At 71.7% G+C, this 20,665-nt stretch carries 23 protein-coding genes; 11 read left to right on the forward strand and 12 right to left on the reverse strand.

What is annotated here, in order from left to right:
- Positions 1-65 precede the first annotated feature (65 nt).
- Complete coding sequence (locus AC1U89_RS03015; RefSeq protein WP_479898188.1) at positions 66-1,322, reverse strand: pyridoxal phosphate-dependent aminotransferase; 1,257 nt, start codon at positions 1,320-1,322, stop codon at positions 66-68.
- Positions 1,323-1,594: 272 nt separating this feature from the next.
- On the opposite strand from AC1U89_RS03015, the gene AC1U89_RS03020 reads away from it, so the two are divergent.
- The 4 genes from AC1U89_RS03020 to AC1U89_RS03035 all read left to right on the forward strand — a co-directional run bounded on the left by AC1U89_RS03020 (position 1,595) and on the right by AC1U89_RS03035 (position 4,913).
- Positions 1,595-2,680, forward strand: a complete 1,086-nt coding sequence (locus AC1U89_RS03020; RefSeq protein WP_479898190.1) for a hypothetical protein — start codon at positions 1,595-1,597, stop codon at positions 2,678-2,680.
- Entirely contained in the window at positions 2,677-3,246 is a 570-nt protein-coding gene (locus tag AC1U89_RS03025; RefSeq protein ID WP_479898191.1) for a hypothetical protein, read from the forward strand. Before AC1U89_RS03020 ends, AC1U89_RS03025 begins: the two co-directional genes overlap by 4 nt.
- A 112-nt stretch (positions 3,247-3,358) precedes the next feature.
- Positions 3,359-3,739 carry a methylglyoxal synthase gene (locus tag AC1U89_RS03030; RefSeq protein ID WP_479898192.1) on the forward strand — a complete coding sequence of 127 codons (381 nt, stop codon included), beginning with the start codon at positions 3,359-3,361 and terminating at the stop codon, positions 3,737-3,739.
- Between the two features lies 1 nt (position 3,740).
- On the forward strand, positions 3,741-4,913 hold the full coding sequence (locus tag AC1U89_RS03035) for a DUF6438 domain-containing protein (protein ID WP_479898194.1): 1,173 nt from the start codon (positions 3,741-3,743) through the stop codon (positions 4,911-4,913).
- Positions 4,914-4,917: 4 nt separating this feature from the next.
- Here AC1U89_RS03035 and AC1U89_RS03040 read toward each other — a convergent pair whose 3' ends face one another.
- A complete protein-coding gene (locus AC1U89_RS03040; RefSeq protein ID WP_479898195.1) occupies positions 4,918-5,388 on the reverse strand; it encodes a ribonuclease H family protein in 471 nt (156 codons plus the stop codon).
- Between the two features lie 111 nt (positions 5,389-5,499).
- On the opposite strand from AC1U89_RS03040, the gene AC1U89_RS03045 reads away from it, so the two are divergent.
- From AC1U89_RS03045 to AC1U89_RS03060, 4 genes are all read left to right on the forward strand, one after another.
- A complete protein-coding gene (locus tag AC1U89_RS03045) occupies positions 5,500-5,949 on the forward strand; it encodes a DUF2214 family protein (RefSeq protein ID WP_479898196.1) in 450 nt (149 codons plus the stop codon).
- A gap of 361 nt (positions 5,950-6,310) precedes the next feature.
- The gene (locus AC1U89_RS03050; protein ID WP_479898197.1) at positions 6,311-7,687 is read left to right on the forward strand and encodes a hypothetical protein; all 1,377 of its coding nucleotides are present in this window, start codon (positions 6,311-6,313) and stop codon (positions 7,685-7,687) included.
- A 61-nt stretch (positions 7,688-7,748) separates the two neighbouring features.
- Positions 7,749-8,054, forward strand: coding sequence for a hypothetical protein (locus tag AC1U89_RS03055; protein WP_479898198.1), 306 nt, complete (start codon positions 7,749-7,751; stop codon positions 8,052-8,054).
- 72 nt (positions 8,055-8,126) lie between these two features.
- Positions 8,127-8,570, forward strand: a complete 444-nt coding sequence (locus tag AC1U89_RS03060; protein ID WP_479898199.1) for a hypothetical protein — start codon at positions 8,127-8,129, stop codon at positions 8,568-8,570.
- A gap of 3 nt (positions 8,571-8,573) precedes the next feature.
- On the opposite strand, the gene AC1U89_RS03065 is transcribed toward AC1U89_RS03060, so the two are convergent.
- The 8 genes from AC1U89_RS03065 to AC1U89_RS03100 form a co-directional block, all read right to left on the reverse strand.
- Positions 8,574-9,170, reverse strand: a complete 597-nt coding sequence (locus AC1U89_RS03065; RefSeq protein ID WP_479898200.1) for a hypothetical protein — start codon at positions 9,168-9,170, stop codon at positions 8,574-8,576.
- Positions 9,171-9,248: 78 nt separating this feature from the next.
- A complete protein-coding gene (locus tag AC1U89_RS03070; protein WP_479898201.1) occupies positions 9,249-10,340 on the reverse strand; it encodes a DUF2336 domain-containing protein in 1,092 nt (363 codons plus the stop codon).
- Complete coding sequence (locus AC1U89_RS03075) at positions 10,337-11,017, reverse strand: hypothetical protein (protein ID WP_479898202.1); 681 nt, start codon at positions 11,015-11,017, stop codon at positions 10,337-10,339. Before AC1U89_RS03075 ends, AC1U89_RS03070 begins: the two co-directional genes overlap by 4 nt.
- A 131-nt stretch (positions 11,018-11,148) precedes the next feature.
- Positions 11,149-11,904, reverse strand: coding sequence for an ABC transporter permease (locus AC1U89_RS03080; RefSeq protein ID WP_479898203.1), 756 nt, complete (start codon positions 11,902-11,904; stop codon positions 11,149-11,151).
- Positions 11,901-12,644 carry an ABC transporter ATP-binding protein gene (locus tag AC1U89_RS03085; RefSeq protein WP_479898204.1) on the reverse strand — a complete coding sequence of 248 codons (744 nt, stop codon included), beginning with the start codon at positions 12,642-12,644 and terminating at the stop codon, positions 11,901-11,903. Before AC1U89_RS03085 ends, AC1U89_RS03080 begins: the two co-directional genes overlap by 4 nt.
- Positions 12,641-13,624 (reverse strand): ABC transporter substrate-binding protein, encoded by a 984-nt coding sequence (locus AC1U89_RS03090; RefSeq protein ID WP_479898205.1) that lies wholly within the window; start codon positions 13,622-13,624, stop codon positions 12,641-12,643. The genes AC1U89_RS03085 and AC1U89_RS03090 overlap by 4 nt, the downstream gene beginning before the upstream one ends.
- A gap of 58 nt (positions 13,625-13,682) precedes the next feature.
- Entirely contained in the window at positions 13,683-15,746 is a 2,064-nt protein-coding gene (locus tag AC1U89_RS03095; RefSeq protein ID WP_479898206.1) for an ATP-binding protein, read from the reverse strand.
- Positions 15,747-15,845: 99 nt separating this feature from the next.
- Positions 15,846-17,132 carry a cation:proton antiporter gene (locus AC1U89_RS03100; protein ID WP_479898207.1) on the reverse strand — a complete coding sequence of 429 codons (1,287 nt, stop codon included), beginning with the start codon at positions 17,130-17,132 and terminating at the stop codon, positions 15,846-15,848.
- A gap of 110 nt (positions 17,133-17,242) precedes the next feature.
- Here AC1U89_RS03100 and AC1U89_RS03105 point away from each other — a divergent pair, with 110 nt between their 5' ends.
- Positions 17,243-17,725, forward strand: a complete 483-nt coding sequence (locus AC1U89_RS03105; protein WP_479898209.1) for a low affinity iron permease family protein — start codon at positions 17,243-17,245, stop codon at positions 17,723-17,725.
- Positions 17,726-17,870: 145 nt separating this feature from the next.
- On the opposite strand, the gene AC1U89_RS03110 is transcribed toward AC1U89_RS03105, so the two are convergent.
- Positions 17,871-18,182, reverse strand: coding sequence for a polyhydroxyalkanoic acid system family protein (locus AC1U89_RS03110; protein ID WP_479898211.1), 312 nt, complete (start codon positions 18,180-18,182; stop codon positions 17,871-17,873).
- Positions 18,183-18,308: 126 nt separating this feature from the next.
- On the opposite strand from AC1U89_RS03110, the gene didA reads away from it, so the two are divergent.
- Both didA and dgcA read left to right on the forward strand, forming a co-directional pair.
- Positions 18,309-18,518: a DNA damage-induced SOS-independent cell division inhibitor A gene (gene didA, locus AC1U89_RS03115; protein ID WP_479898212.1), complete on the forward strand. Its 210-nt coding sequence runs from the start codon at positions 18,309-18,311 to the stop codon at positions 18,516-18,518.
- A 110-nt stretch (positions 18,519-18,628) separates the two neighbouring features.
- Complete coding sequence (gene dgcA, locus AC1U89_RS03120; protein ID WP_479898213.1) at positions 18,629-19,642, forward strand: N-acetyl-D-Glu racemase DgcA; 1,014 nt, start codon at positions 18,629-18,631, stop codon at positions 19,640-19,642.
- Here the strand turns inward: dgcA and AC1U89_RS03125 are convergent.
- Positions 19,639-20,586 (reverse strand): winged helix-turn-helix transcriptional regulator, encoded by a 948-nt coding sequence (locus tag AC1U89_RS03125; RefSeq protein WP_479898214.1) that lies wholly within the window; start codon positions 20,584-20,586, stop codon positions 19,639-19,641. The two genes, dgcA and AC1U89_RS03125, sit on opposite strands and share 4 nt — an antisense overlap.
- Between the last annotated feature and the right edge of the window lie 79 nt (positions 20,587-20,665).

Raw genomic sequence — 20,665 nt, forward strand, 5'->3', positions numbered from 1 at the left:
AGCTTAACTATAAAGTGTATGGCGCGGGAAGCCTCAAATCGCGGGGTTCTCAGGCGGGCGCCGTCTCACAGCGTCGCGTAATATCCCAGGTCGGCCCGATGCCCGCCGCTCCCGACGCCCCCCATCGCCACCGCCTTCCCGTCCATCACCGCCTTGAACGCCGTCTTGAACGCGGCCATCTCCTCGGGCGTCCCCACCGAGACCCGCACGGCGTTGGGCCAGATGGGCCAGGTGCGGCCGATATAGACGTTCTGGGCCTTCATCGCCGCGATCACGCCCTTGCCGTCGCGGCCGGTGTCGATCATGAAGCAGTTGGTCTCGGGCGCACCGATCACCTTGTAATTGTTGGCTTTCAGCCAGGCCAGGGTGTCGCGGCGGGTGTCGCCGATGATCTTCTTGCGCTCGGCGACCAGGCCCTTGTCCTCCAGCGAGGCGCGGGCGGCGGCCGAGCCGGTGATCGGCATGGCGTTCTGGCCGTAGGGCTTCAGCCTGGCCAGCAGGTCGGGCCGCCCCACCGCGAAGCCGCAGCGGATGCCGGCCATGCCGTAGATCTTGGAAAAGGTCCGCAGCACGATCAGGTCCTTGCCGGCGGCCACCAGGTCGAGCGCGTCCTGGGCGTCGGACAGGTGGATATAGGCCTCGTCGACCAGCAGGATCGAGCCGGCGGGCTTGTTGTCCAGCGCCCAGACGATGTCCTGCTTGGCGGTGGTCGTGCCGGTCGGGTTGTTGGGATTGCAGATGTAGATGACGCCGGCGTTCGGATCGGCGGCGACCATCGCTTTGACGTCGTGGGCGTAGTCGGCGGTCAGCGGCACCTTCACGACCTTGGCCTGGCTGGTCTTGGTCGCGTACATGCCCGCCTCGTAGGACGGGTCGGCGGTGACGAAGCTGCGGGTCGGCGAGGTGAAGGCCAGGACGCTGTAGTGCAGCGGTTCGGACGAGCCGGCGTAGACCGCCACGTTCTCGAGCTTCAGCCCGTTCTGGGCGGCGAAGGTCATGGCCAAGAGTTCGGTCTCGCCGTTGCGGTCGTAGCGCCCGCCCAGCGGGGCCATGCGGGCGATGGCGTCGCAGGCGGCCTTGGACGGGCCCAGCGGGTTCTCGTTGGCGTTGATCAGCACCGCGCCGGGCGGTGGGATGTTCGGGCCCTGGCCGTGCAGGGCCAGGCCGGTGGGCGGCGCGCCGGGCTTGGCCGGGTCGGCGGCGCGCGCCAGGGCGGCCTCGGTCAGGATCGGCGTGGCGGCCGCCAGGGCCGCGGCCCGCAGGAAGAACCGGCGACCCATCGTCGGGGCGTTCGCCGGCTGGTCGGATTGACGCTGATCCATGGTGGTTCCCCGCGCATTGTGTGCGCCCGCCTGCCACGGGCTTGTCCAGCACAAGCCCTGGCGTCGGCGAGGGCAAGAGCCGAGCCCGACGTTGCATCGGCTTGCCCGCCGCTTGGGCAAAGGTCGTACCGCGGAAGGCCGCCGGGGCGGCGATTGCCTGAAGTCCCGCCGTTCGCCACGGTTGCTGTGCAGCTTCAATTCTACTTGACCGCGCATCGGCGCGGGCCGACCCTCCTGCGTTCGTCCGCGCGATTGAAGGGTCGTCTGGAGTGATGCGGGATCAGGGCAAGGGCGGGAGCGGCTGGACGGGGCGTCCGGCGGGACGCCTGATCGGCGGCCTGGCCGCGAGCCTGCTGCTGGCGCTGGCCGGGCCGGCCATGGCGTTCCAGTCCAGGACGACGCCGGTGGTCACGACCAGCCCGGCGGCCGTGGGGCCCAAGACCTATGCCGAGTGCGTGCGCGCCTACGCCAACCGGCCGGACGCGGCGACCACCTGCGCGCGCCTGTTCCCGGCCACGGCGCCCGCCGCCTCGACCCCGTCGACCTACACGCCGCCCGCCACCACGCCCGCCTCGACGCCCACGCCCACGGAGACGACCCAGCCGGTCGACATCACGCCCCAGCTGAACAAGCTGATCGACGCCTGGAAGAACCGGCCCAAGACCACGCCCAAGCCGCCCGCCGATCCCCTGGCCGTGATCCCCGACATCCAGGCCAAGTGCGGCGCCTATGCCGGCGCGCCTGAACGGTGGCGGCGCTGCGTCGCCGACGAGTGGCGGACGGCGGGGTTGAAAGGGCAGCCGCCGCTGGTGCTGCAGAACCCTCCCGCCGTCGAGCCGGCGCCATACCAGCCGCCGGTCCAGCCGCCGGTCACCACCCCGCCGCCGGTTGCGCCCCCTCCGGTCGTCCAGTCCGCGCCCCCGGTCCAGACGCCGCCGCCGCTGACGCCGGAGACGGTGGAGCCCGAGCCCATGGTCGCCGCGCCGGTCGCCGTGCCCGAACCGCCGCCGGCCGCGATCGTCCCGCCCCCGCCGGCGCCGCCCCCGGCGGTGGTGCCGCCACCGACGCCCGCGTCTCCGGCGACGCCGATCTGGTTCTGGCTGGCGGCCCTGGTCGCCGCGGCCGGCGCGGGCTTCGGCGTGGCCAAGCTGCTGACCCGGGCGCGGCCGTCGCGCCCCGCCAAGGTCGCCCCCGCGCCGCCCTGTCCGGAGATCGCCCTGGTCGCCGACCCCGGCGTGGTGGTCTTGACGCCCGCCGGTCCGCCCCGGGCCGGCATGGCGGTGTCGCTGCGCTTCGAGCGGGCCGCCGACCGCGACGCCGTGCGGCTGGACTATCCCACGCTGGAGACCACGCCATGACCGATGCGACCGCGAACCCCGCCGTCGCCGGGACCACCTGGCGGGCCCTGTTCGCCGAGGACGGCGGCGATCCGCTGGACGTCCTCAAGGACGCGCCGCCCCTGACCCAGGCCATCTCCGACGCCGCCCACAAGTTCCCCAGCACCTGCTGGGACGACGTCGAGACCGGCTGCCGCGACGAGGTGGGCAAGCTGCTGGACCTGTCGGTGGAGCGGGTGCTGTTCGATGGCTGGATGAAGCTGGAGCGCTTCAAGAAGTGCGTCGAGGAGTCCAAGGCCCGGCCTGACGACGCCTTCTTCCAGGACCTGGACGACCACCAGATCGCCTCCACCCACAAGCCCCGCATCGAGCTGAGCTACGGCGCGGTCAAGGTGGCCGACCTGGACTTCGAGATCGAGCTGGCCCTGAAGATCAAGGGCGTGCGGCTGGAGGTGCGCGGCGGCAAGGTGGTCTGCGCCACGGCCGGCGTGTTCGCGGCCAGCGCCAAGCTGTCGCTGCATGACCAGGTGCTGGTCGAGAAGGGGACGCCGGAGTTCTCGGCCCCGACCAGGATCCGGTTCGCCTGATCGACGTCGCCGTCTTGTCGCCGTGGGCGACCGGCGTTCGCCCTTTTGCCACGCTTGGCTTTTTCGCGTCCCGGGAAGCGGCTAGGACAGGAGCCGCAACCCGGAGACTCCCATGCCCGCCAACGCGCCGCTCGCCATCGGACTGGTCGCCCACGACGACAAGAAGGCGGCGCTGGTCGACTGGGCGGTGGCGCACCAGGCCTTCCTGGCGCGGCACAGGCTGTACGCCACGGGCACCACGGGCGGGCGCATCCTGCAGGCCCTGCCGGACCTGGACCTTACCCGCCTGAAGAGCGGTCCGCTGGGCGGCGACCAGCAACTGGGCGCCCTGCTGGCCGAGGGGCTGCTGGACCTGCTGGTGTTCTTCGTCGACCCGCTGTCGCCCCAGCCGCACGACGTCGACGTCAAGGCGCTGATCCGCATGGCCACCCTGGCCAACATCCCGTTCGCCTGCAATCCGGCGACGGCCGACCTGATCGTGGCGGGACGCTGAGTTGACCAGGCGGGGGACCTGGGCGGCGATCGGCGTCCTGGCGCTGGGGCTGGCCGGCTGCGGTCGCGGCTTCCCAGACGGCTCCCTGAAGGAAGCCCGACTGACCCGGGGCGACTGCTTCTGGGCCTGTCCGGTCTATTCCGTCACGGTGCATGCCGACGGACGCGTCGTCTATGACGGGAGCAAGAACGTGTTGGTCCTGGGGCGGCACGAGGGACGCGCCGCGCCGCGGGACGTGGCGCGGGTGCTGGCGGCGGCCCGCGCGGCCGATTTCTATCGTTTGCGCACCTTCTACTTCGCCCAGATCAGCGACACGCCCATCAACAGCGTGAGGGTCAGGATCGGCTGGCGGACGAAGATGATCTGGGATCGCGGCGGTGAATACGCCTGCATGCCCGCGACGGTGTCGGCCCTCGAGGACGCCATAGACCAGGCGGCGGGGGCGGAGCGCTGGGCGTCGGGCGACGCCTCGACCCTGTCGACCCTGCGCGCGGAAGGCTACGATTTCGGCTCGGCCGACGCCACGCGGATGCTGGACGCGGCCCTGACCTTCGGCGCGCCGGACGACCTGATCCTGGCCCTGATCGAGGGCGGGGCCCTGAAGACCCAGGCGGCCAAGGACAAGGCGTTGGGCGTGGCCGTCGACGGCGGCCGGGCCGCCGTGGTGCGGAGCCTGCTGGGCGCCGGCGCCCGCATCGGCGGTCCCGACCGATCCGGCAAGACGCTGCTGGGTCGGGCCGCCGGCTTCGATCCGCGCGACACGGCGCCGGGGAGGGCGTTCGGCGATGGGGGCGAGACGGTGCGCGCGCTGCTGGCGGCCGGCGCCGACGTCCGCGCGAAGGACACGTTGGGCGCCACGGCCCTGCACTACGCCGCCACCCCGGGCGCGGTGTCGGCGTTGCTGTCCGCCGGGGCCGACAAGGAGGCCCGGGCCGGCGGAGACTCCACGCCGCTGATCTATGGCGCCCTGGGCGAAGACGCCGCGCTGGCGCTGATCGCGGCCGGCGCCAACCCGGATGCGAAGGACGAGGACGGCGAAGGCCTGGCCCATGTCGCCGCGCTCGAGGACTGGCCGCGCGTCCGCGCCTGGCTGGCGGCGCACGGCAAGCCTGTCGAGCCGCCGAACCGGGTGGGCGAAACGATGAAGGCGCATCGCTTCGGCGGGCGCTGCTGAGGGCCTAGCCCGGGAACTTCATCAGGTTGGGCCGGGGGATCGCGGCCTTGAAGGTCCCGCGTGTCTTGGCGGTGTCCAGGCCGAAGTCTGCCCAGGCCTTGAGGAAGCCGGCGACGGGCGTGGCGTCCGACAGCGGCGCCAGGCTGAGCACGGGCCGGGCGGCCAGCAGGGCGCGGGCGGCGGCCCAGGCCTCGGGCTCGGCCGTGGCCCAGGCGCCGTCGGCGGTCACCAGTTCGGCGGCCAGGTCCGGATCGGCGAAGTGCAGGGTGACGGCCGTGTCGGCCGGCAGGTCGGCCACCGCCCCCAGCGCCTCGATCACCCCGGTCAGCACCATCTTGATCCCGGTGGTCCGGCGCTCGCCGCCGGCCGCGCCCGCCAGGCTCCCGTCGGCGTTGCGCCGCACGTGGGCCCAGCCGCCATAGCCGGGATCGGGTTTGCAGAGCGAGGCGGTCCAGAGGTCGACGGAAGCGGTCATGGCCCCTGTTTAGAGCCGGTCCGGAGGGCTGGCCAGAGGGGAGGGCGGCCGCGTGACGAACGGTGTTCTTCCAGGCATGCTCGCGTCGCGCACATCGAGTCGGAGGCCACCATGCTGGATCTCGTTTTGGCCGTCCTGCACCACCTGCTGATCCTGTCGCTGGCCGGGCTGATGATGGCCGGCTTCGTGCTGGTCCGGTCGGGCTTAAGCGGCGGGGCGCTGAAGACCCTGGGCGGGATCGACGCCAGCTACGGCGGCACGGCGGTGCTGATCCTGATCGTAGGCTTCAGCCGGGTCTTCCTGGGCGCCAAGGGGCCGGACTTCTATCTGCACAACCCGGTGTTCTGGGCCAAGATCACCGCCTTCGCCGTCGTGGGGCTGCTGTCGATCGCCCCGACCATCGCCATCCTCAGATGGCGCAAGCAGGCCGCCGCCGACCCGGCCTTCGTCCCGTCCGACGCCGACGTCGCCAAGGTGCGCAAGGTGATGCTGACCGAGCTCCTGGTCTTCGCCCTGATCCCGATCTTCGCCGCCGCCATGGCGCGCGGCTACGGCCTCTAGCGTCATTCGGACCCCGGTCGGGCGAGGGCTCGGCGGCGGGGTTGGAACAGAAGGTAAACGCGATCTTAAAAACTATGGTTAACGTCATTTTCACTTGAGTGAACAATGTTCTAACAAGTGCGGCGACGCTCGCCTCCCGGATTGGAACGGGTAAGCAAGAAGTGTGCCAAATCGGAGCAAAAACAGGGATTTGGCTGGTTTTCGGAACGAAGTGTAAACACGCTCCAAATATTTATGGTTAACGCCATCTTCAGACCTATTAACCGCTTGTTAAGTGCGTTGGCTCCGGCTTTGCTACTCGTGCGTTGAACCCTTGCCGGACGTCCCGGTGTGGGACGTTCCGTGTGCGGAGTGCGCAGCGATGTTTGATTTCGGTCGTGATCTGAAGAAGCTCTTTGGAGTCGACGCCGGGGCGCCCGCCAGGGCGGCGGCGCATCGCGACGGACTGACGGGCGGCGACACCTCGCTGCTGGAGCTGCTGGACCTGCGGCTACTGGTCAACGAGGCCCGCTCGGCCGACGTGGCCGCCGGCCGGATCGGCGCCAAGGATCGCGGCCACCGCCTGCTGGAAGCCGCTGTGGTCTGGCGCGAACTGGCCCGCCGCTCGGGCGACGCCGCCGCCCTGCGCAAGGGCGCGGCCCAGGCCGAGGCCGCCGCCAAGATCTTCGAAGCCGAGCACAAGACCGACAGCCTGGCCGCCGCCCGCTGCGAGCAGGCGACCCTGGCGGTGCTGGGCGCCGACCTGTTCGGCGACGAGGGGCTGCACGCCGCCGCCGGCGCCACCCTGACCCTGGCCAAGACCGCGCCGGGCCACCGCTGCGCCATGGCCGAGGCCCTGCTGGCCGGGCTGGAGGGCCGCGTGGCCCTGGGCGAGAACGACATCGACCGCGCCCTGGCCGCCGCCGAGGCCTTCGAGGCGCCGCTGCGGGGCCTGTCGGCCGCGCGCCGGGTCAAGGGCGGCGCCTCGCGTCTGCTGCTGGCCGACCAGCGCGCCGCCCGCGTCGAACTGCTGCTGGCCTGCGCCGCCCGCCTGAAGGACCGCGCCCTCACCGAGGTGGCGCTGAATGAGGCCAAGGAGGCGGAGGCCGGCCTGGATTCTGATTTCGAACCTTTGGCCTGGTCGCGTCTGGAGTCCCTGCGCGGGGCGGCCCTGGTGCAGCTGGGCGAGCTGGACGGCGAGATCAATCATATCGCCGACGGCGTCGAGGCCCTGGCCGCGGCGCTGGAGCCGGTCACCGCCGACCACAGCCCGATGGACTGGGCGCGCGGCCAGGCCGCCCTGGGCGCCGGCCTGCAGGCGATGGGCGAGGCCACCACCTCGGACCGCTGCTTCGAACGGGCCGTCACCTGCTACGACCGCGCCTCGCACATCCTCAAGACCCAGCCGGCCCTGGCCCTGCGCGCCGTGGTCGCCAACAACCGCGCCCTCAGCCTGGCCCGCTGCGCCGAGCTGACCGCCGACCTGGCCGTGCTGGACGCCGCCGAGATGGCCTTCAAGGCCGAGTTGGCCTCGACCCCGGGCGCCCGCGACCCGGCCGCCTGGGCCGTGACCCAGATGAACCTGGCCCGCCTCTACGAGGCCCGGGTCGAGATCACCGGCCGCGACGACGGCCGCTTGGACCGGGCCGCCATGGCCCTGGCCAGCGCCTTCGACATCTTCGCCGAGCTGGGCCTGCGGTCTCTGACCGACCTGGCGGCTCAGGGGTTGCAGAGGGTGAAGCAGGCGCACGCCGCCTGACCCAAAATGAAACCGGACGGCCTCGAACGGGCCGGACCCAAAGACCAGTAGGGAAGACCCAGTGATCGCTTCGTTGCTCGCCGCCGCCGCTGTCTCGATCGTTCCGACCCCCATCGCCGACCAACCGGCCGTGACCCAGGTCAAGGACGTCCAGCCCCAGATCGCCGAAGCCATGCTCAGCTGCATGGTCAAGCGCGACGGCGGCCTGACGGCCTGCTCGGTGCAGAGCGAATTCCCCGCCGACATGGGCGTGGGCAAGGCCGCGGTGTCGATGGCCTCGCAGTTCCAGGTCGACCTGATGGGTCCCGACGGCAAGAGCCGCGCCGGCTCGTTCATCGACGTCCCGGTCCGCATCCGCATCCGCTAAGGCGCCTTCCCTCGGCTCGACCCGAAGCGCGACACGGCCTAGCTTGGCGGCGTAGCGTTTCGGGGGGACGACATGCACGAGGCTTTCAGGGACGTGGATGTCTCGCGGGCGATCTATCTCGTCCTCTATCTCTTCATCGTCATCGTGGGCATGCGCGGGATGTCGCCCCGGGTGCGCCGCCGCGCCGAGCCGCCGCGCTGCCAGGCGTGCGACAAGCCGCTGGGTCCCGACGCCGCGCCGCAAGGGCCCTGGGGCGGTTGGATTTGCGGGTCGTGCGGCGGTCCCGTCGAGCCGGCCGTCGAGCCGCCGCCTCGGACCGGCCTTCGTGGCTGGATGGACCAGTATCCCTGGGCGATCTACGGCGCCGTCTGGGGCCTGGTCGGCTGGGGCCTGCTGGCCGGTCGTGACCTTTGGATCCACGAGCCCACGCCCGATATCCTGACCTTGCCGCTGACGGTCATGGGCGGCCTGGGCGTCGGCTGGCTGCTGACCCTGATGCACGCGCGGCGGGGCTAGGCCTCACCAGTCCGGCGGCGGTCGGTCGTCCGCCCGGGGCGGCGGCGCATAGCGGTCCTCGTCGCGCCGATCATCCTCCCAGCGTTCCCGATCCCGTTGGGCCTGCTCCCAGGCGGCGCGCGCTTCGCGATCGCGGCGCGCCCAGCGCTGCTCCTCCTCCCAGCGCCGGCGTTGGGCTTCCTCGTAGCGATCCCGCCGCCAGGCGTCGCGTTCCCAGCGGTCGTCGACCGGCTGGGGCGGCGGCGCGAGGTCTTCGTCCTCATCGTCGACCTGCGCGACCTGGATCGGCATGGGCCGGGCGGGCTTCGGCTCAGGACGCACGGGCGGCGTCCTGACGAACAACGCCTCGCGGCCCTTGGCCATGGCCTGGGCGACTTCCGAGAGGCCGACGTCGAGCGGTCCCGCCGAAGAGCCGGCGCTCGCGACCAGTGCTTTCGGCGGCTGGACCAGGCGGATGCGCAGGCCGTCGTCGCCGCTGGCCTCGGCGGGCGGATCGGGCCGTGTCAGGGCGGGCCAGACGGCCATCGCCACGGCGGCGGTCGTCACGGCCGCGGCCACGGCGACGCCGGCGACCAGGGCCGTCTTCTGTTTGGGTTCCACTAGGGCGCTCCGGAGACGGAAGGCCCCTCGACGGGAAGGGAAACGGCGGCGGAGGGCGCCAGTTCCGTGCAGACGCCCCTAAGCCGCTGCGACGTCGCCCGTCGTGCGGCGCATGCGCCAGAAGCGGAGGGTGCGCAGGGCCGTGTCGCGGGGCAGGGCGGCGTAGAGCTCGCCATACGCCTTGGCCTTGCCCATGGCGTTGTCGTTCGGGTCCAGGATCAGCAGGGCGAAGGTCAGGAACAGGGCGCGGTCGAAGTCCGCCGCCTTGCAGACCACCGACAGGGCGTCCAGCTCGCGGCGCTCGATGATCTTGCGGGCGGTGTGGAAGTCGATGTCGGCCAGCTCGGCCAGGGCCACCAGGAACTGGCTGGTGCGGTTGGCGCGCAACATGGCGACCAGGGCCTGGGGCGTGATGGCGCCACGGTGCTTGAGGGCGACGATCTCGTCGACCGCCGCCTGGTAGTCGTCGGGCAGAGCGCCGTCGCCGGCGGCGACGCGGTTGCGACCGGCCTTCAGAGCGGCTTCCAGGATGGCCGGATCGACATTGGCGTTGCGCTCCATGATCCGGTCGCGCAGGCGCGCCTCGGCCACGAAGTACATCTCGTTGAGCAGGTCCATCGGCATGGCCTTGCGGTCGATGACCGCCTCGTGCAGCTCGGGATTGGCCGCCGCGCGGTCGACCGCCGCCTCGTGGGCCTCGCGCGACAGCACCGCGCCCTCGTTTCGCAGCAGCACGCCCAGGGTGGTGTCGTCGCCGCGCTCGACGATGGCGTCCGACACCAGGCTGGGCACGACCGGGCGCTGCGAGATGGCCCGCAGGTGGTCCTGGCCCTGGGTGCGGGCCACGTGCAGCAGGTCGGCCTCGCTGAGCTGGGGCGCGCCTTCCAGGATAGGGCGGGCGATGGCGATGCTGTCGCTGGCCAGGGCCCGGGTCAGGGACGGCGGCGGGGCGGCGGTCTGGCCCAGGCGCTCGGCCAGCTCGATCCGCACGGCCTCTTCCATCTCGCCGGCCAGCTGGCCCATCACGTCGTCGAACAGGCCCATTTCGACGTCGCCGTGGCTGTCGCCCGTGAAGAACAGGTCGGTGACACCACGCAGCAGTTCGCGGCGGCGCGCGCTGGAGGGCTCGTCGGCCAGGGCGATGAGGTCGTGGAGGCGCGACTGGATCACAGGCCTTCGTTCCGGGTCTTGGCGCGGCGGGCCGCGCTGTCGTCGTCGTTGTCGTCGTCGCCGCGCGCGCCGGCCGCCAGCCAGTCGGCCGAGCCGTGCATCGGCACGGCGTCCTTGGGCTCGGGCGGCGGTTCGGTCGCGGCGACCAGGACGCGGTTGTCGGGGCCCGGGCGCGGCGCGGCGTCGGGCGTCAGGCCGTAGTCGCGGTCCACCGAGTAGAAGCGCGCGCCGGCGGCGCCGCCGGAGGCCGTGGCGACCGGCTGGGGCGGCGGCGGGGCGGGCGCGACGCGGGCGCTGCGATAGGTGGACCAGTCCTTGGTCGGGGCGGGCGCCTGGGCGGGCGCGGCGGCGGCCGGCGCGGGACGGGGCGGGGCGTAGAGGCTGGTCGGCGTCGCCTGGGGCGCGACGGAGGGTGGCATGGACGCGGGTTGCGGCTGGTAACCGGCCCAGGCGGCCACGGGCGCGGGTTGGGCCGGCGCCGAGGTCGCGGGGGCCGGCGCGACGGCCTGGGGCTGGCGCTTGTTGGCCCAGCCCAGCATCGGGCCGTCGTAGCGGGCGGCGGCGGCCGCGGAGGCCTGGCGGGGCGTGGTCGGGCCGTAGCGGCTCTCGCGCGCGCCCTCGGCGTACGCCGGGGCGGCGACACAGAACAGCACGGGCAGGAGCAGGGCGAGACGCATGAACCGGTCCGACAGAGGCGCGGGATCGGCTGGATTGATAGGCGCTCGGGCTTAATCTTGGCCTAACGCGCCCGGATTCCGTGGCCCTTGTGTCACTTATGCGACTCTTGGCGCCTTGTGGCGCGCCGGGGTCAGCGGCCGCGCCACCAGGCCAGCAGCCGTCGTTCGACCAGGCTCAGCACGCCGTGCAGCGCCACGCCCAGCACGGCCAGGACCGCCAGAGCGGCGAACACCCGCGCGGTCTGCAGCCGGTTGGACGCCTCAAGCAGCCGCCAGGCCAGGCCTTGATTACCACCTGAGCCGGCCACGAACTCGGCGACCACGGCCCCGACCACGGCCAGGCCCGCCGCCACCTTGTGGCCCTCCAGCAGGGCGGGCACGGCCGAGGGCAGTCGCAGCCGCCACAGGCGCTGGGTCCGCCGCGCGCCATAGAGGTCGAACAGGCGCGACAGGTCCGGATCGACGGCCTTCAGGCCGGTCAGGGCGCCCGAGAAGATCGGGAAGAAGGCCGCCACCGCCGCCAGGGCGACGACGGCGCGCTGCGGATGCTCGATCCCGGCCCAGATGGTCATCAGCGGTCCGATGGCCACCAGGGGCGTGACCTGCAGGGTGACCGCCACCGGCCGCACGGCGTCCTCGACCGTGGGATTCAGGCTGACCAGCAGGGCCAGGCCGCAGGCCAGCAGGCTGGCCAGGGCCAGGCCGACCAGGGCGGTCGACAGGGTGGTCCAGGCGCTAGCCAGCAGCAGCGGCCAGCCTTCGGCCAGGGCCGTCCCGATCGCCGACGGCGCGGGCAGCAGATAGACCGGCACGCTCAGGACGCGGCAGGCGGCCTCCCAGGCGGCGAGGAGGATGAGGATCAGGATCGCGGGGGCGAGGAGCTTCATGCCGCCGCTCCCACGCCCGTGGCCAGCAGCCGCGACACCGCCTCGGCCGTCTCGCGAAAGGCGGCCGTGGTCCGGAAGCCGGGCGGACGCACCACCGGTCCGTCGACCGCCACCTCGCCGGCGATCCGGCCAGGACCGGCGCTCATGACGACGACGCGCCCCGCCATGTAGACGGCCTCCTCGACATTGTGGGTGACGAAGACCACAGCCGGGGCCAACTCGGCCGCCAGGGCCAGGACGTCGTCGGCCAGCGCCCGGCGGGTGATCTCGTCCAGGGCCGCGAACGGCTCGTCCAGCAGCAGCAGGCGCGGGCGGGTGACCAGGGCGCGGGCCAGGGACGCGCGCATGGCCATGCCGCCCGACAACTGGGCGGGGCGAGCGGCCTCGGCGTCCTTCAGCCCGACCTTGGCCAGGGCCTCGATCGCCTGGGCGCGGGCCTGAGGCTTGGGCGTTCCGGCTAGCTCCAACGGCAGGGCGACATTGGCCGCCGCGCTCATCCACGGGGCCAGGGTGGGGGCCTGGAAGACGACCGAGGTTTCGCCCTTGCCGGCGGCCCGCTTGACGGTCCCGCGCGTGGGCGGCTCCAGCCCGGCCAGCAGCCGCAGGGCCGTGGACTTGCCGCAGCCGGACGGCCCCACCAGGGCGACGATCTCGCCGGCGTTCAGCGTCAGGTCGACGGGCCCCAGGGCGCGGCCGCGTCCGGGATAGTCGACCTCGACGGCGGAGAGGGCGGCGATCACTTCGGGATGAAGTCCAGGCTGTAGGCGCTCTTGTAGTCCATGTCCTTGGGGTAGACGCCCTGCTCGGAGGCGACCTTGAAGAACTCGGCCCAGCGGGCGTCGTCCATCCTGCCCACACCCTGGCGCGGCACGATGCCGTAGCTGCGCATCTTCTCGCGGGCCTGGTCCAGGACGTCCTGGGTCATTTCCGGATTGTCCTTGAGGATCAGGGCGTCGCCCGGCTTGGCGTCGCCGTACAGGTATGACGTCCAGCCGGCCGCGGTGGCCTCGACGAAGGCCTTCACGGCCGCCGGGTTCTTGTCGATCAGGGCGGTCGGGACCAGGGCGAATGAGGCGTAGGCGGGATAGCCGTCGTCGGCCAGCAGGAAGACCTTCGGGGTGATCTTGCCCTCCTTCTGGATCAGGTAGGGCTCGGATGTGGCGTAGCCCTGCTGGACTACGCTCTTGTCGGCCAGGAACGGGGCGGCCGAGTAGTTGTACTTGCGCACCTGGGCGTCGGTGAAGCCGTGCTTGGCCTTCAGCCACACCCAGAAGGCGGTGATCGAGGCGTCCGACAGCAGGATCGGGTGGCCCTTCATGTCGGCGATCGAATTGATGCCCACGCCGTCGTGGGCGATCAGCACCTGCGGGTCCTTGTCCATGAAGGCGGCCACGGCTTTGACCGGCACCTTCTCCTTGGCCAGGTTCAGCACGATGAAGCTGTTGGAGCCGACGCCCACGTCGACCGCGCCGGTGGCCAGCAGCTGGGGCACGTTCACGCCCGGGCCGCCCTGGATCAGGGTCACGTCCAGGCCGCGCTTGGCGTATTCGCCGGTGGCCACGGCTTGGTAGTAGCCGCCCAGCTCGGCCTCGCCTTTCCAGTCGGTGGCCAGCTTCAGCGCCGTGCGGCCGGGGGCCTCTTGGGATGACTGTTGCTTGGCGGGAGAACAGGCCGCCAGGGCGGCGCAGACGGCCAGCACGGCCAGGCGCAGGATCTTCATCGTCGTGTCCCCGAATAGAGCGGGGAGGTTAGTGGGGCGGGGCGGTGGAGGGAAGAACCTACTTCCTGGCCAGCCAGCGATTCACCTTGGCGTACAGGACCTCGCGCTGCACCGGCTTGGCGACGTGGTCGACCATGCCGGCGGCGTAGCAGCGCTCGACCTGCTGGGGCAGGGCGTCGGCGCTCATGGCGATGATCGGGACGTCGCCGGCCCCGCCGTCCAGCGCCTTGATGGCCCGGGTGGCGGCCAGGCCGTCCATCTCGGGCATGTGGATGTCCATCAGGATGATGTCGAAGCCGCCGCGCGCGGCCTTGGCCACGGCCTGCTCGCCGTTGTCGGCCGTCTCGACCTCGCACCCGACCAGGGTCAGCAGGGCCGCGCCGATCTCGCGGTTCATCGGGTGGTCGTCGACCAGCAGGATACGGGCCGCGCCGGGAGCGGCGGCGGGCTCGGGCTGGCCGGCGTCGTAGGCCTCGACCTGGGGCGCCTGGAGTTCCACCCAGAAGGCCGAGCCGTGGCCCAGGGCGCTGTCGACGCCGATCCGGCCGCCCATCAGCTCGACCAGCGCCTTGCTGATCGCCAGCCCCAGGCCCGCGCCGCCGTAGGGGCGGCTGGCCGAGCTGTCGACCTGGCTGAAGCGCTGGAACAGCCGGCCCTGATGTTCGATGGGGATGCCGACACCGGTGTCGATGACCTCGAACTTCAGCCGGTCCTCCAGCTCGCCGGGCTCCACCGTCAGGCAGGCGCGGATGCGCCCGGCCTCGGTGAACTTCACGGCGTTGTTCAGCAGGTTCAGCAGCACCTGGCGCAGGCGCAGGCCGTCCAGGTCGTGCAGGCCGCCCACCGGGTCGTTGACCTCGACCTCCAGGGTCAGCCGCTTGTTCTCGGCCTCGGGACGGATGATGCCGACCGCGTCGTGCAGCACCGCCGCCGCCGAGGTCGGCTGGAACAGCAACTCCACCTGGCCCGCCTCGACCCGCGAGAAGTCGAGGATGTCGTTGACGACGGTCAGCAGGGCGGTGCCGGCGCTGTCGATCAGGCCCAGCTGGCGGCGGACGTCGGGCGGCAGGTCCTGGCGTTCGACCAGCAGCTGCGAGAAGCCCAGCATGCTGTTCAGCGGCGTGCGGATCTCGTGGCTCATGGTGGCCAGGAACTCGGTCTTGGCCTCGTTGGCGGCCAGGGCCCGGGCGCGGGCGGCGCGGGTCAGCTGCTCGCGGCGCACCAGCAGGCGGCGCAGGCGCTCCTGCTGGGCCAGGGCCAGGCCGGTGGCCAGGCTGGTGACGAACAGCACGCCGACGAAGATCTGCACCAGGCGGTTCTGGTGGGCCTGGGACCAGTCGGTCGAGATCTGCGAGCTCCACAGGCCGTGGACCGTCAGAGGGATGGCGACGCAGGCGACGATCAGCGAGGCCTGGGCGGCGCCGCGCGGACCCAGGCGGAACGCGGTCAGCAGGGCGACGGGGAACAGCAGGAACGGCGCGGGGATCCCCCGGGCGTGGAAGACGACCGCGGTCAGGCCGGCCATCAGCAGGCCCAGGCCCCACGGTTCCAGCGGCGCGCGCTGGAAGGTGCGGCGGTGCTCGCTGTCCAGCAGGACCAGCACGGCCGGCAGCACGATCGACATGCCCAGCACCCCGCACAGGAACCAGTCAGTCAGGACGGACACGAACGGCATGCCGTAGCCCAGGGCCAGCACGGCGGCGGCGACCACGGCCATCAGCAGGGTCACGGGCGCGGTCAGGGTGGTCAGCAGGGCTAGCTGCCGCATGGTCCGCACGCGCGGCGGGCCGCCGAAGAAGCGCCGGGTCACGCGCCAGACCAGCACGGCCTCGCCGACGTCGACCACGGTGGAGAGGATCGAGCGGCCCAGGCCGTCGCCGACCAGCAGGTCGATGATCATGTGGCCGACCACGGCGATGACCGTCAGGAGGGTGCGCCGTCGCGGATTCAGCACCAGCAGGCCGCCGGCCAGCAGGGCGTTGGTCGGCCAGAGGGTGGCGATGCCGAGCGCGTTGCGGGTCAGGAAGTCGCTGAAGGCCTGGCTGGCCAGCAACGCCACGGCCAGGACGAACAGGATCCGGTCCTGCCGCCGCTGTTCCTGATGGGCGACGTTAGCCTGCATGGTTTTCCCGTTCCCCGGACGGGAGGAATACGCGAACAGGGCCTTTGCGTTTCCTCGATACGGGGCGCTGTGACGCTTTGCCGCATCCTAAGGTGAAGTTCAATCACGCTCAGGTTGCGGGTCGTCCTGATGCAAGACTTCGCGCCGCCGCCAGGCGTCGATCCGGGTCATCAGCGGGGTGGCCGTGACGCCGTGGACCAGGATCGAACACAGCACCACGAAGCCGGTGATCGCCCAGAGCCGGTCCCAGCCGTGGAAGTCGCCGTGGTTGAGGCCGTAGGCCAGGTAGTAGAACGATCCGATCCCCCGGATGCCGAAGAAGGCCACGACCGCGCGCTCGCGCATCGAGTGGGGCGCGCCGATCAGGCCGATCCAGCCGGCCAGCGGCCGGACCACGAACACCAGCGCCAGGCCGAAGGCCGCCTCCTTCCAGGTCAGGGAGTCCAGCAGGCCGCCCGCCACCGCCCCGCCCAACAGCACCAGGACCAGCATCATCAAGAGGCGCTCCACCTGCTCGGCGAAGTCGTGCATGGCCTCGTGGAATTGGTGGTCGCGCTCGGTCGCCCGCAGGGCCAGGGCGGCGACGAACACGGCCAGGAAGCCGTAGCCGTGGGCGGCCTCGGCGACGCCATAGGCCACCAGGGTCGCGCCCAGGGCCACCAGCCCGTCGCCGGTGCCGGAGATCCGGGCGTGCGGGGCCTTGAAGGTGGCCCAGCCCAGGACCTTGCCGACCGCCCAGCCGACGCCGGCGCCGGCGACCACGCGCCACAGCACGTCGACCGCCAGCCAGTGGGTCAGCAGGGAGCCGCCGACCGCGCCGCCGGCCCCTCCTCCTTGAGCAAGGGCGAGGGCCACGGCCAGGTGCACGAATGGGAAAGCGAAGCCGTCGTTGAGGCCGGCTTCCGAGGTCAGGGCGAAGCGGGCCTCGCCGTCCTCGCCCGAGCGCGGCGGCCCCACCTGGACGTCGGAGGCCAGCACCGGATCGGTGGGCGCAAGGGCCCCGCCCAGCAGCAGGGCCGAGGCCAGACCGAGGCCCAGGCCGTGCACGCCCATCAGGGTCACCGCCACGATGCTGAGCGGCATGGTGATGGCGATCAGCCGCCAGGACGAGCCCCAGCGCCGCCAGCCGATCCGCCGGTCGATCTTCAGCCCCGCGCCCATCAGCGAGACGATGACCACCACCTCGGTCAGCCGCTGGGTCAGGGTCGAGAAGCGCACGGGATCGGAGCGGAAGGGCAGGACGCCGCCGTGGAACACCGCCACCCCGATCAGCACGCAGAGGATGGCCAGGGACAGCGGCAGGCGGCTCAGGGCCATCGGGAGCCAGGCGACCAGCAGGATGACGACGCCCAGGCCCAGCAGGAACAGCAGATACGGATCGAACATCCGTTCCTAACGCGCGGGGCCGGGAACCGGGGCCGCCGCCGCCGTCCGAACCCGGCGGCGCCGTCGGGCGTTATGACCCCGGGCCTTCAGGTCCGAGGGCTGGAAACGTCATGGACAAGCTGTTCGCCAAATTCGCCAACGCCACCGCGCGGGTCACCGGCAGCCCGCCGGCCTTCATCGTCTGCGTGCTGCTGGTCGTCGTCTGGGCCGCCAGCGGACCGATCTTCAAGTTCTCCGAGACCTGGCAGCTGGTGATCAACACCGGCACCACGATCATCACCTTCCTGATGGTGTTCCTGATCCAGAACACCCAGAACCGCGACGGCGCGGCCGTTCAGACCAAACTGGACGAGCTGATCCTGACCTCGGCCGCCGAGAACGACTTCATGGGCATCGAGAAGCTGACCGAGAAGGAGCTGGCGGCCATGCACGCCCGCTGCACCGAGCACGCCCAGATCGCCCAGGACCGGCTGGACAAGATCGAAGCCGAACGCGAGGCCCGCAAGGGCGCCAAGGCCTCGCCCAAGGGCAAGCGCGCCCGGACCCGACGCCCGCCCGCCAAGAACGCCCCGGCGCGGCGGGTGAAGGCTTAAGCCTCAAACCGCTCATCCCGGCGAATGCCGGGACCCAGATGGAATGGCTCTGAGGGTGACGCCAAAAGCGCTGAGCCTATCCCGCCAGCCTCTCAGCCTTAGGATCTGGGTCCCGGCATTCGCCGGGATGAGCGGGTGTTGGGGATTACTTCTTCTCCAGCAGCAGCTGGCCCTGCTTCTTCACCTGACCGGTGATCTTGCCGGCGATCATGCCCAGCAGGCCGGGCAGGACGATCTCCATCCGCACCGAGTCGGCGAACACCGTCAGCACGCCCGAGATCGGCTGGCCCATGGCCTGGGCCGAGAAGGTCAGGGCGTCGCCGGCCCAGCTCTTGTTGACGTCCTTGACCATGCCGCCGGTCTGGCTGAGCAACTGGCCGAACCCTTCGTCGATCCGGCGGCGCGCCTCGGCGACGCCCAGCTGGTGGGGCAGGGTGATGGTGACCGGCTTGCTCATGCGCGGGACGCTCCTTGGCTACGGGTCTAACGCCCGTCGGCGACATATGGTGGCGAGCGGCCTTGGATCATACGTCCGGATTTGACGCATCGCCCGGCGAAGGTCTCCTCATCCAAGGAGGACGCCATGACCGACATCGCCATGCCCAGCCTGTTCCTGCCTCAGCCGCGCTCGGTCCGTTACACGCGTCCGGGCCGTCCCGGCGGCGTCATCGGCGCGCTGAACTACGCCGGCGTGCTGCTGGTGTGGGCGGCCTTGTTCGTGTGGGACCCGCGGCTGGCCATGCAGGTGCTCCGCGAGCGCCGCGCCGACTCCCCGATCCGTCGTCGCGACTAGAGCCTTCGGCTCTAGATCAAAGACTTGGAGCGTGGCGGGCGCCGAAACCGGCATCCACTTTCGGCCCCCACGCTCTGGCCAAATCCCCTGATCGGTGGGATGGCAGGGACATGCAGCGCACCGTCTCGATCGCCCATGTCAGCCACCGCCTGAAGGCCCCGTTCCGCATCTCGCGCGGGGTCAAGACCGCCGCCGAGGTGGTGGTGGTCGAGGTCGTCGAGGGCGAACTGATCGGGCGGGGCGAGAGCGTGCCCTACGCCCGCTACGACGAGACGGTCGACAGCGTGATCGCTCAGCTCCAGCCCGCCGTCCAGGCCCTGCGCGACGGCGCTCGGCCGCACGACGCCCTGGCGCTGCTGACGCCCGGCGCGGCCCGCAACGCCCTGGACTGCGCCCTGTGGGACCTGCGGGCCAAGCGCGAGGGGCTCAGCGTCGAGGCCCTGACCGCCCTGCGCGTCCCCGACAGCCTGGTCACCGCCGTCACCGTCAGCCTGGACAGCCCCGAGGCCATGGGCCTGGCCGCCCAAGCCGTGGCCACCGCCCCCCTGATCAAGGTCAAGCTGTCGGCCGACGACCCCGCCGCCCGCCTGCTGGCCGTGGCCAAGGCCGCGCCTCGCGCTCGCCTGATCGTCGACCCCAACGAGGGCTGGGACTTCGCCATCCTCGATGGCCTGAAGCCGATCCTGTCGGACCTCAACATCGCCCTGGTCGAGCAGCCCCTGCCGGCGGGCGCGGACCACGCGTTGGAGGGCTACGATCCGCCGTATCCGATCTGCGCCGACGAGTCGGTGCATACGGCGCAGGACCTGGCCGGGCTGAAGGGCCGCTACCGCGCCGTGAACCTCAAGCTCGACAAGGCCGGCGGCCTGTCCGAGGCCCTGCTGATGCTGGAGGAGGCCCGCAACCACGGCTTTACGCTGATGGTCGGCTGCATGGTCGCCTCGTCCCTGGCCATCGCCCCGGCCCTGCACCTGGCGGGCTCGTGCGCCTTCGCCGACCTGGACGGGCCGTGGTGGCTGGCTCAGGACCATCCCGGCGGCTGCCGGGTGGCGGATGGGCGGATGACGCGTCCGGCCGAGGGGTTCTGGGGCGACGGCGTGACGGCGACGGGCCTGTGGCTCTAGGCGGGAAGCCGCGTCGACTTCACGTCCACGGCCCCGTGGCACGCCCCGCAGCGCACCTTCGTCTCCAGCACCGACCCGCACGGCTTGTGGATCAGCACCTCCGGCGGCCCGGCCTGGCCTGACAGCCAGCGGTCGCCCCAGGTCATCAGGGCCGCGATCAGCGGGAAGAGGTCGCGGGCCTCGTCGGTCAGCCGGTATTCCCAGCGCTCGGGCCGCGCCTGGTAGAGCCGCTTCTCCAGCATGCCCAGGGCCGTCAGCCGCGCCAGCCGGTCGGCCAGGATGTTGGTCGCGGCGCCCAACTCGGCCTGCAGGTCGTTGAACCGTCGCCGGCCGTAGAAGCACGCCGCCAGCAGGTGGGCCGTCCAGCGATCGCCCAGCACGGCGATCGAGCGCTCCAGCATCGGCGTCAGCGGCTGGGCGGTCTCGGCGGTGGAACGGCGCTGCAGGCGGGCGCGGGGCGCGGGCTCCAGCCCGGCGCCCGGACCCGGGACCAGCTCGACGTCGCGCGCCTCGACCGGCCGCTCGCAGGCCTTGCAGACCAGTTCGGCGACCAACGGCTTGCCGCAGGTGGCGTGTTCGATGCGATGCGAGGGGCTGGTCTCGTCGTAATGCCAGCGGGTCTCCCAGCGCAGGATCATCAGGGCCGCGTCGTAGAGGTCCTTGCCCATGGCCGTCAGATGGTAGCCGTGGCGGACGGGGCGGTCCTGGTAGGGCCGCTTCTCCAGCACCCCCGCCGCCTCCAGCCGACCCAGCCGGTCGACCAGCAGCGAGCGGGCCATGCCGGTCAGCTTCACGAAGCCGTCGAACCGGGTCTGGCCCATGAAGGCGGCGTAGAGGGTCAGCAGGGTCCAGCGGTCGCCGATCAGGTTCAGGGCCCGCGCGGCCGAGCTGGCGCGGACCATCTGGGTCGCGGCGGCGGCTTGGTCGGGAGCCTCTGGGATCATGACCTCTGGTTCGGATGTTTCGCGGCGGGCTGTCAACGCGGAGCATTGCCTCGCGACCAGTCACTTGTATAGTCGGACT

The organism is Caulobacter sp. 05T431 (assembly GCF_056665975.1).

Bases quoted from the DNA above. Each gene is read 5' to 3' on its own strand.
- AC1U89_RS03015 (WP_479898188.1), bottom strand. From the start codon at position 1,322: ATGGATCAGCGTCAATCCGACCAGCCGGCGAACGCCCCGACGATGGGT.
- AC1U89_RS03020 (WP_479898190.1), top strand. From the start codon at position 1,595: ATGCGGGATCAGGGCAAGGGCGGGAGCGGCTGGACGGGGCGTCCGGCG.
- AC1U89_RS03025 (WP_479898191.1), top strand. From the start codon at position 2,677: ATGACCGATGCGACCGCGAACCCCGCCGTCGCCGGGACCACCTGGCGG.
- AC1U89_RS03030 (WP_479898192.1), top strand. From the start codon at position 3,359: ATGCCCGCCAACGCGCCGCTCGCCATCGGACTGGTCGCCCACGACGAC.
- AC1U89_RS03040 (WP_479898195.1), bottom strand. From the start codon at position 5,388: ATGACCGCTTCCGTCGACCTCTGGACCGCCTCGCTCTGCAAACCCGAT.
- AC1U89_RS03045 (WP_479898196.1), top strand. From the start codon at position 5,500: ATGCTGGATCTCGTTTTGGCCGTCCTGCACCACCTGCTGATCCTGTCG.
- AC1U89_RS03050 (WP_479898197.1), top strand. From the start codon at position 6,311: ATGTTTGATTTCGGTCGTGATCTGAAGAAGCTCTTTGGAGTCGACGCC.
- AC1U89_RS03060 (WP_479898199.1), top strand. From the start codon at position 8,127: ATGCACGAGGCTTTCAGGGACGTGGATGTCTCGCGGGCGATCTATCTC.
- AC1U89_RS03075 (WP_479898202.1), bottom strand. From the start codon at position 11,017: ATGCGTCTCGCCCTGCTCCTGCCCGTGCTGTTCTGTGTCGCCGCCCCG.
- AC1U89_RS03080 (WP_479898203.1), bottom strand. From the start codon at position 11,904: ATGAAGCTCCTCGCCCCCGCGATCCTGATCCTCATCCTCCTCGCCGCC.
- AC1U89_RS03090 (WP_479898205.1), bottom strand. From the start codon at position 13,624: ATGAAGATCCTGCGCCTGGCCGTGCTGGCCGTCTGCGCCGCCCTGGCG.
- AC1U89_RS03095 (WP_479898206.1), bottom strand. From the start codon at position 15,746: ATGCAGGCTAACGTCGCCCATCAGGAACAGCGGCGGCAGGACCGGATC.
- AC1U89_RS03100 (WP_479898207.1), bottom strand. From the start codon at position 17,132: ATGTTCGATCCGTATCTGCTGTTCCTGCTGGGCCTGGGCGTCGTCATC.
- AC1U89_RS03105 (WP_479898209.1), top strand. From the start codon at position 17,243: ATGGACAAGCTGTTCGCCAAATTCGCCAACGCCACCGCGCGGGTCACC.
- AC1U89_RS03110 (WP_479898211.1), bottom strand. From the start codon at position 18,182: ATGAGCAAGCCGGTCACCATCACCCTGCCCCACCAGCTGGGCGTCGCC.
- didA (WP_479898212.1), top strand. From the start codon at position 18,309: ATGACCGACATCGCCATGCCCAGCCTGTTCCTGCCTCAGCCGCGCTCG.
- dgcA (WP_479898213.1), top strand. From the start codon at position 18,629: ATGCAGCGCACCGTCTCGATCGCCCATGTCAGCCACCGCCTGAAGGCC.
- AC1U89_RS03125 (WP_479898214.1), bottom strand. From the start codon at position 20,586: ATGATCCCAGAGGCTCCCGACCAAGCCGCCGCCGCGACCCAGATGGTC.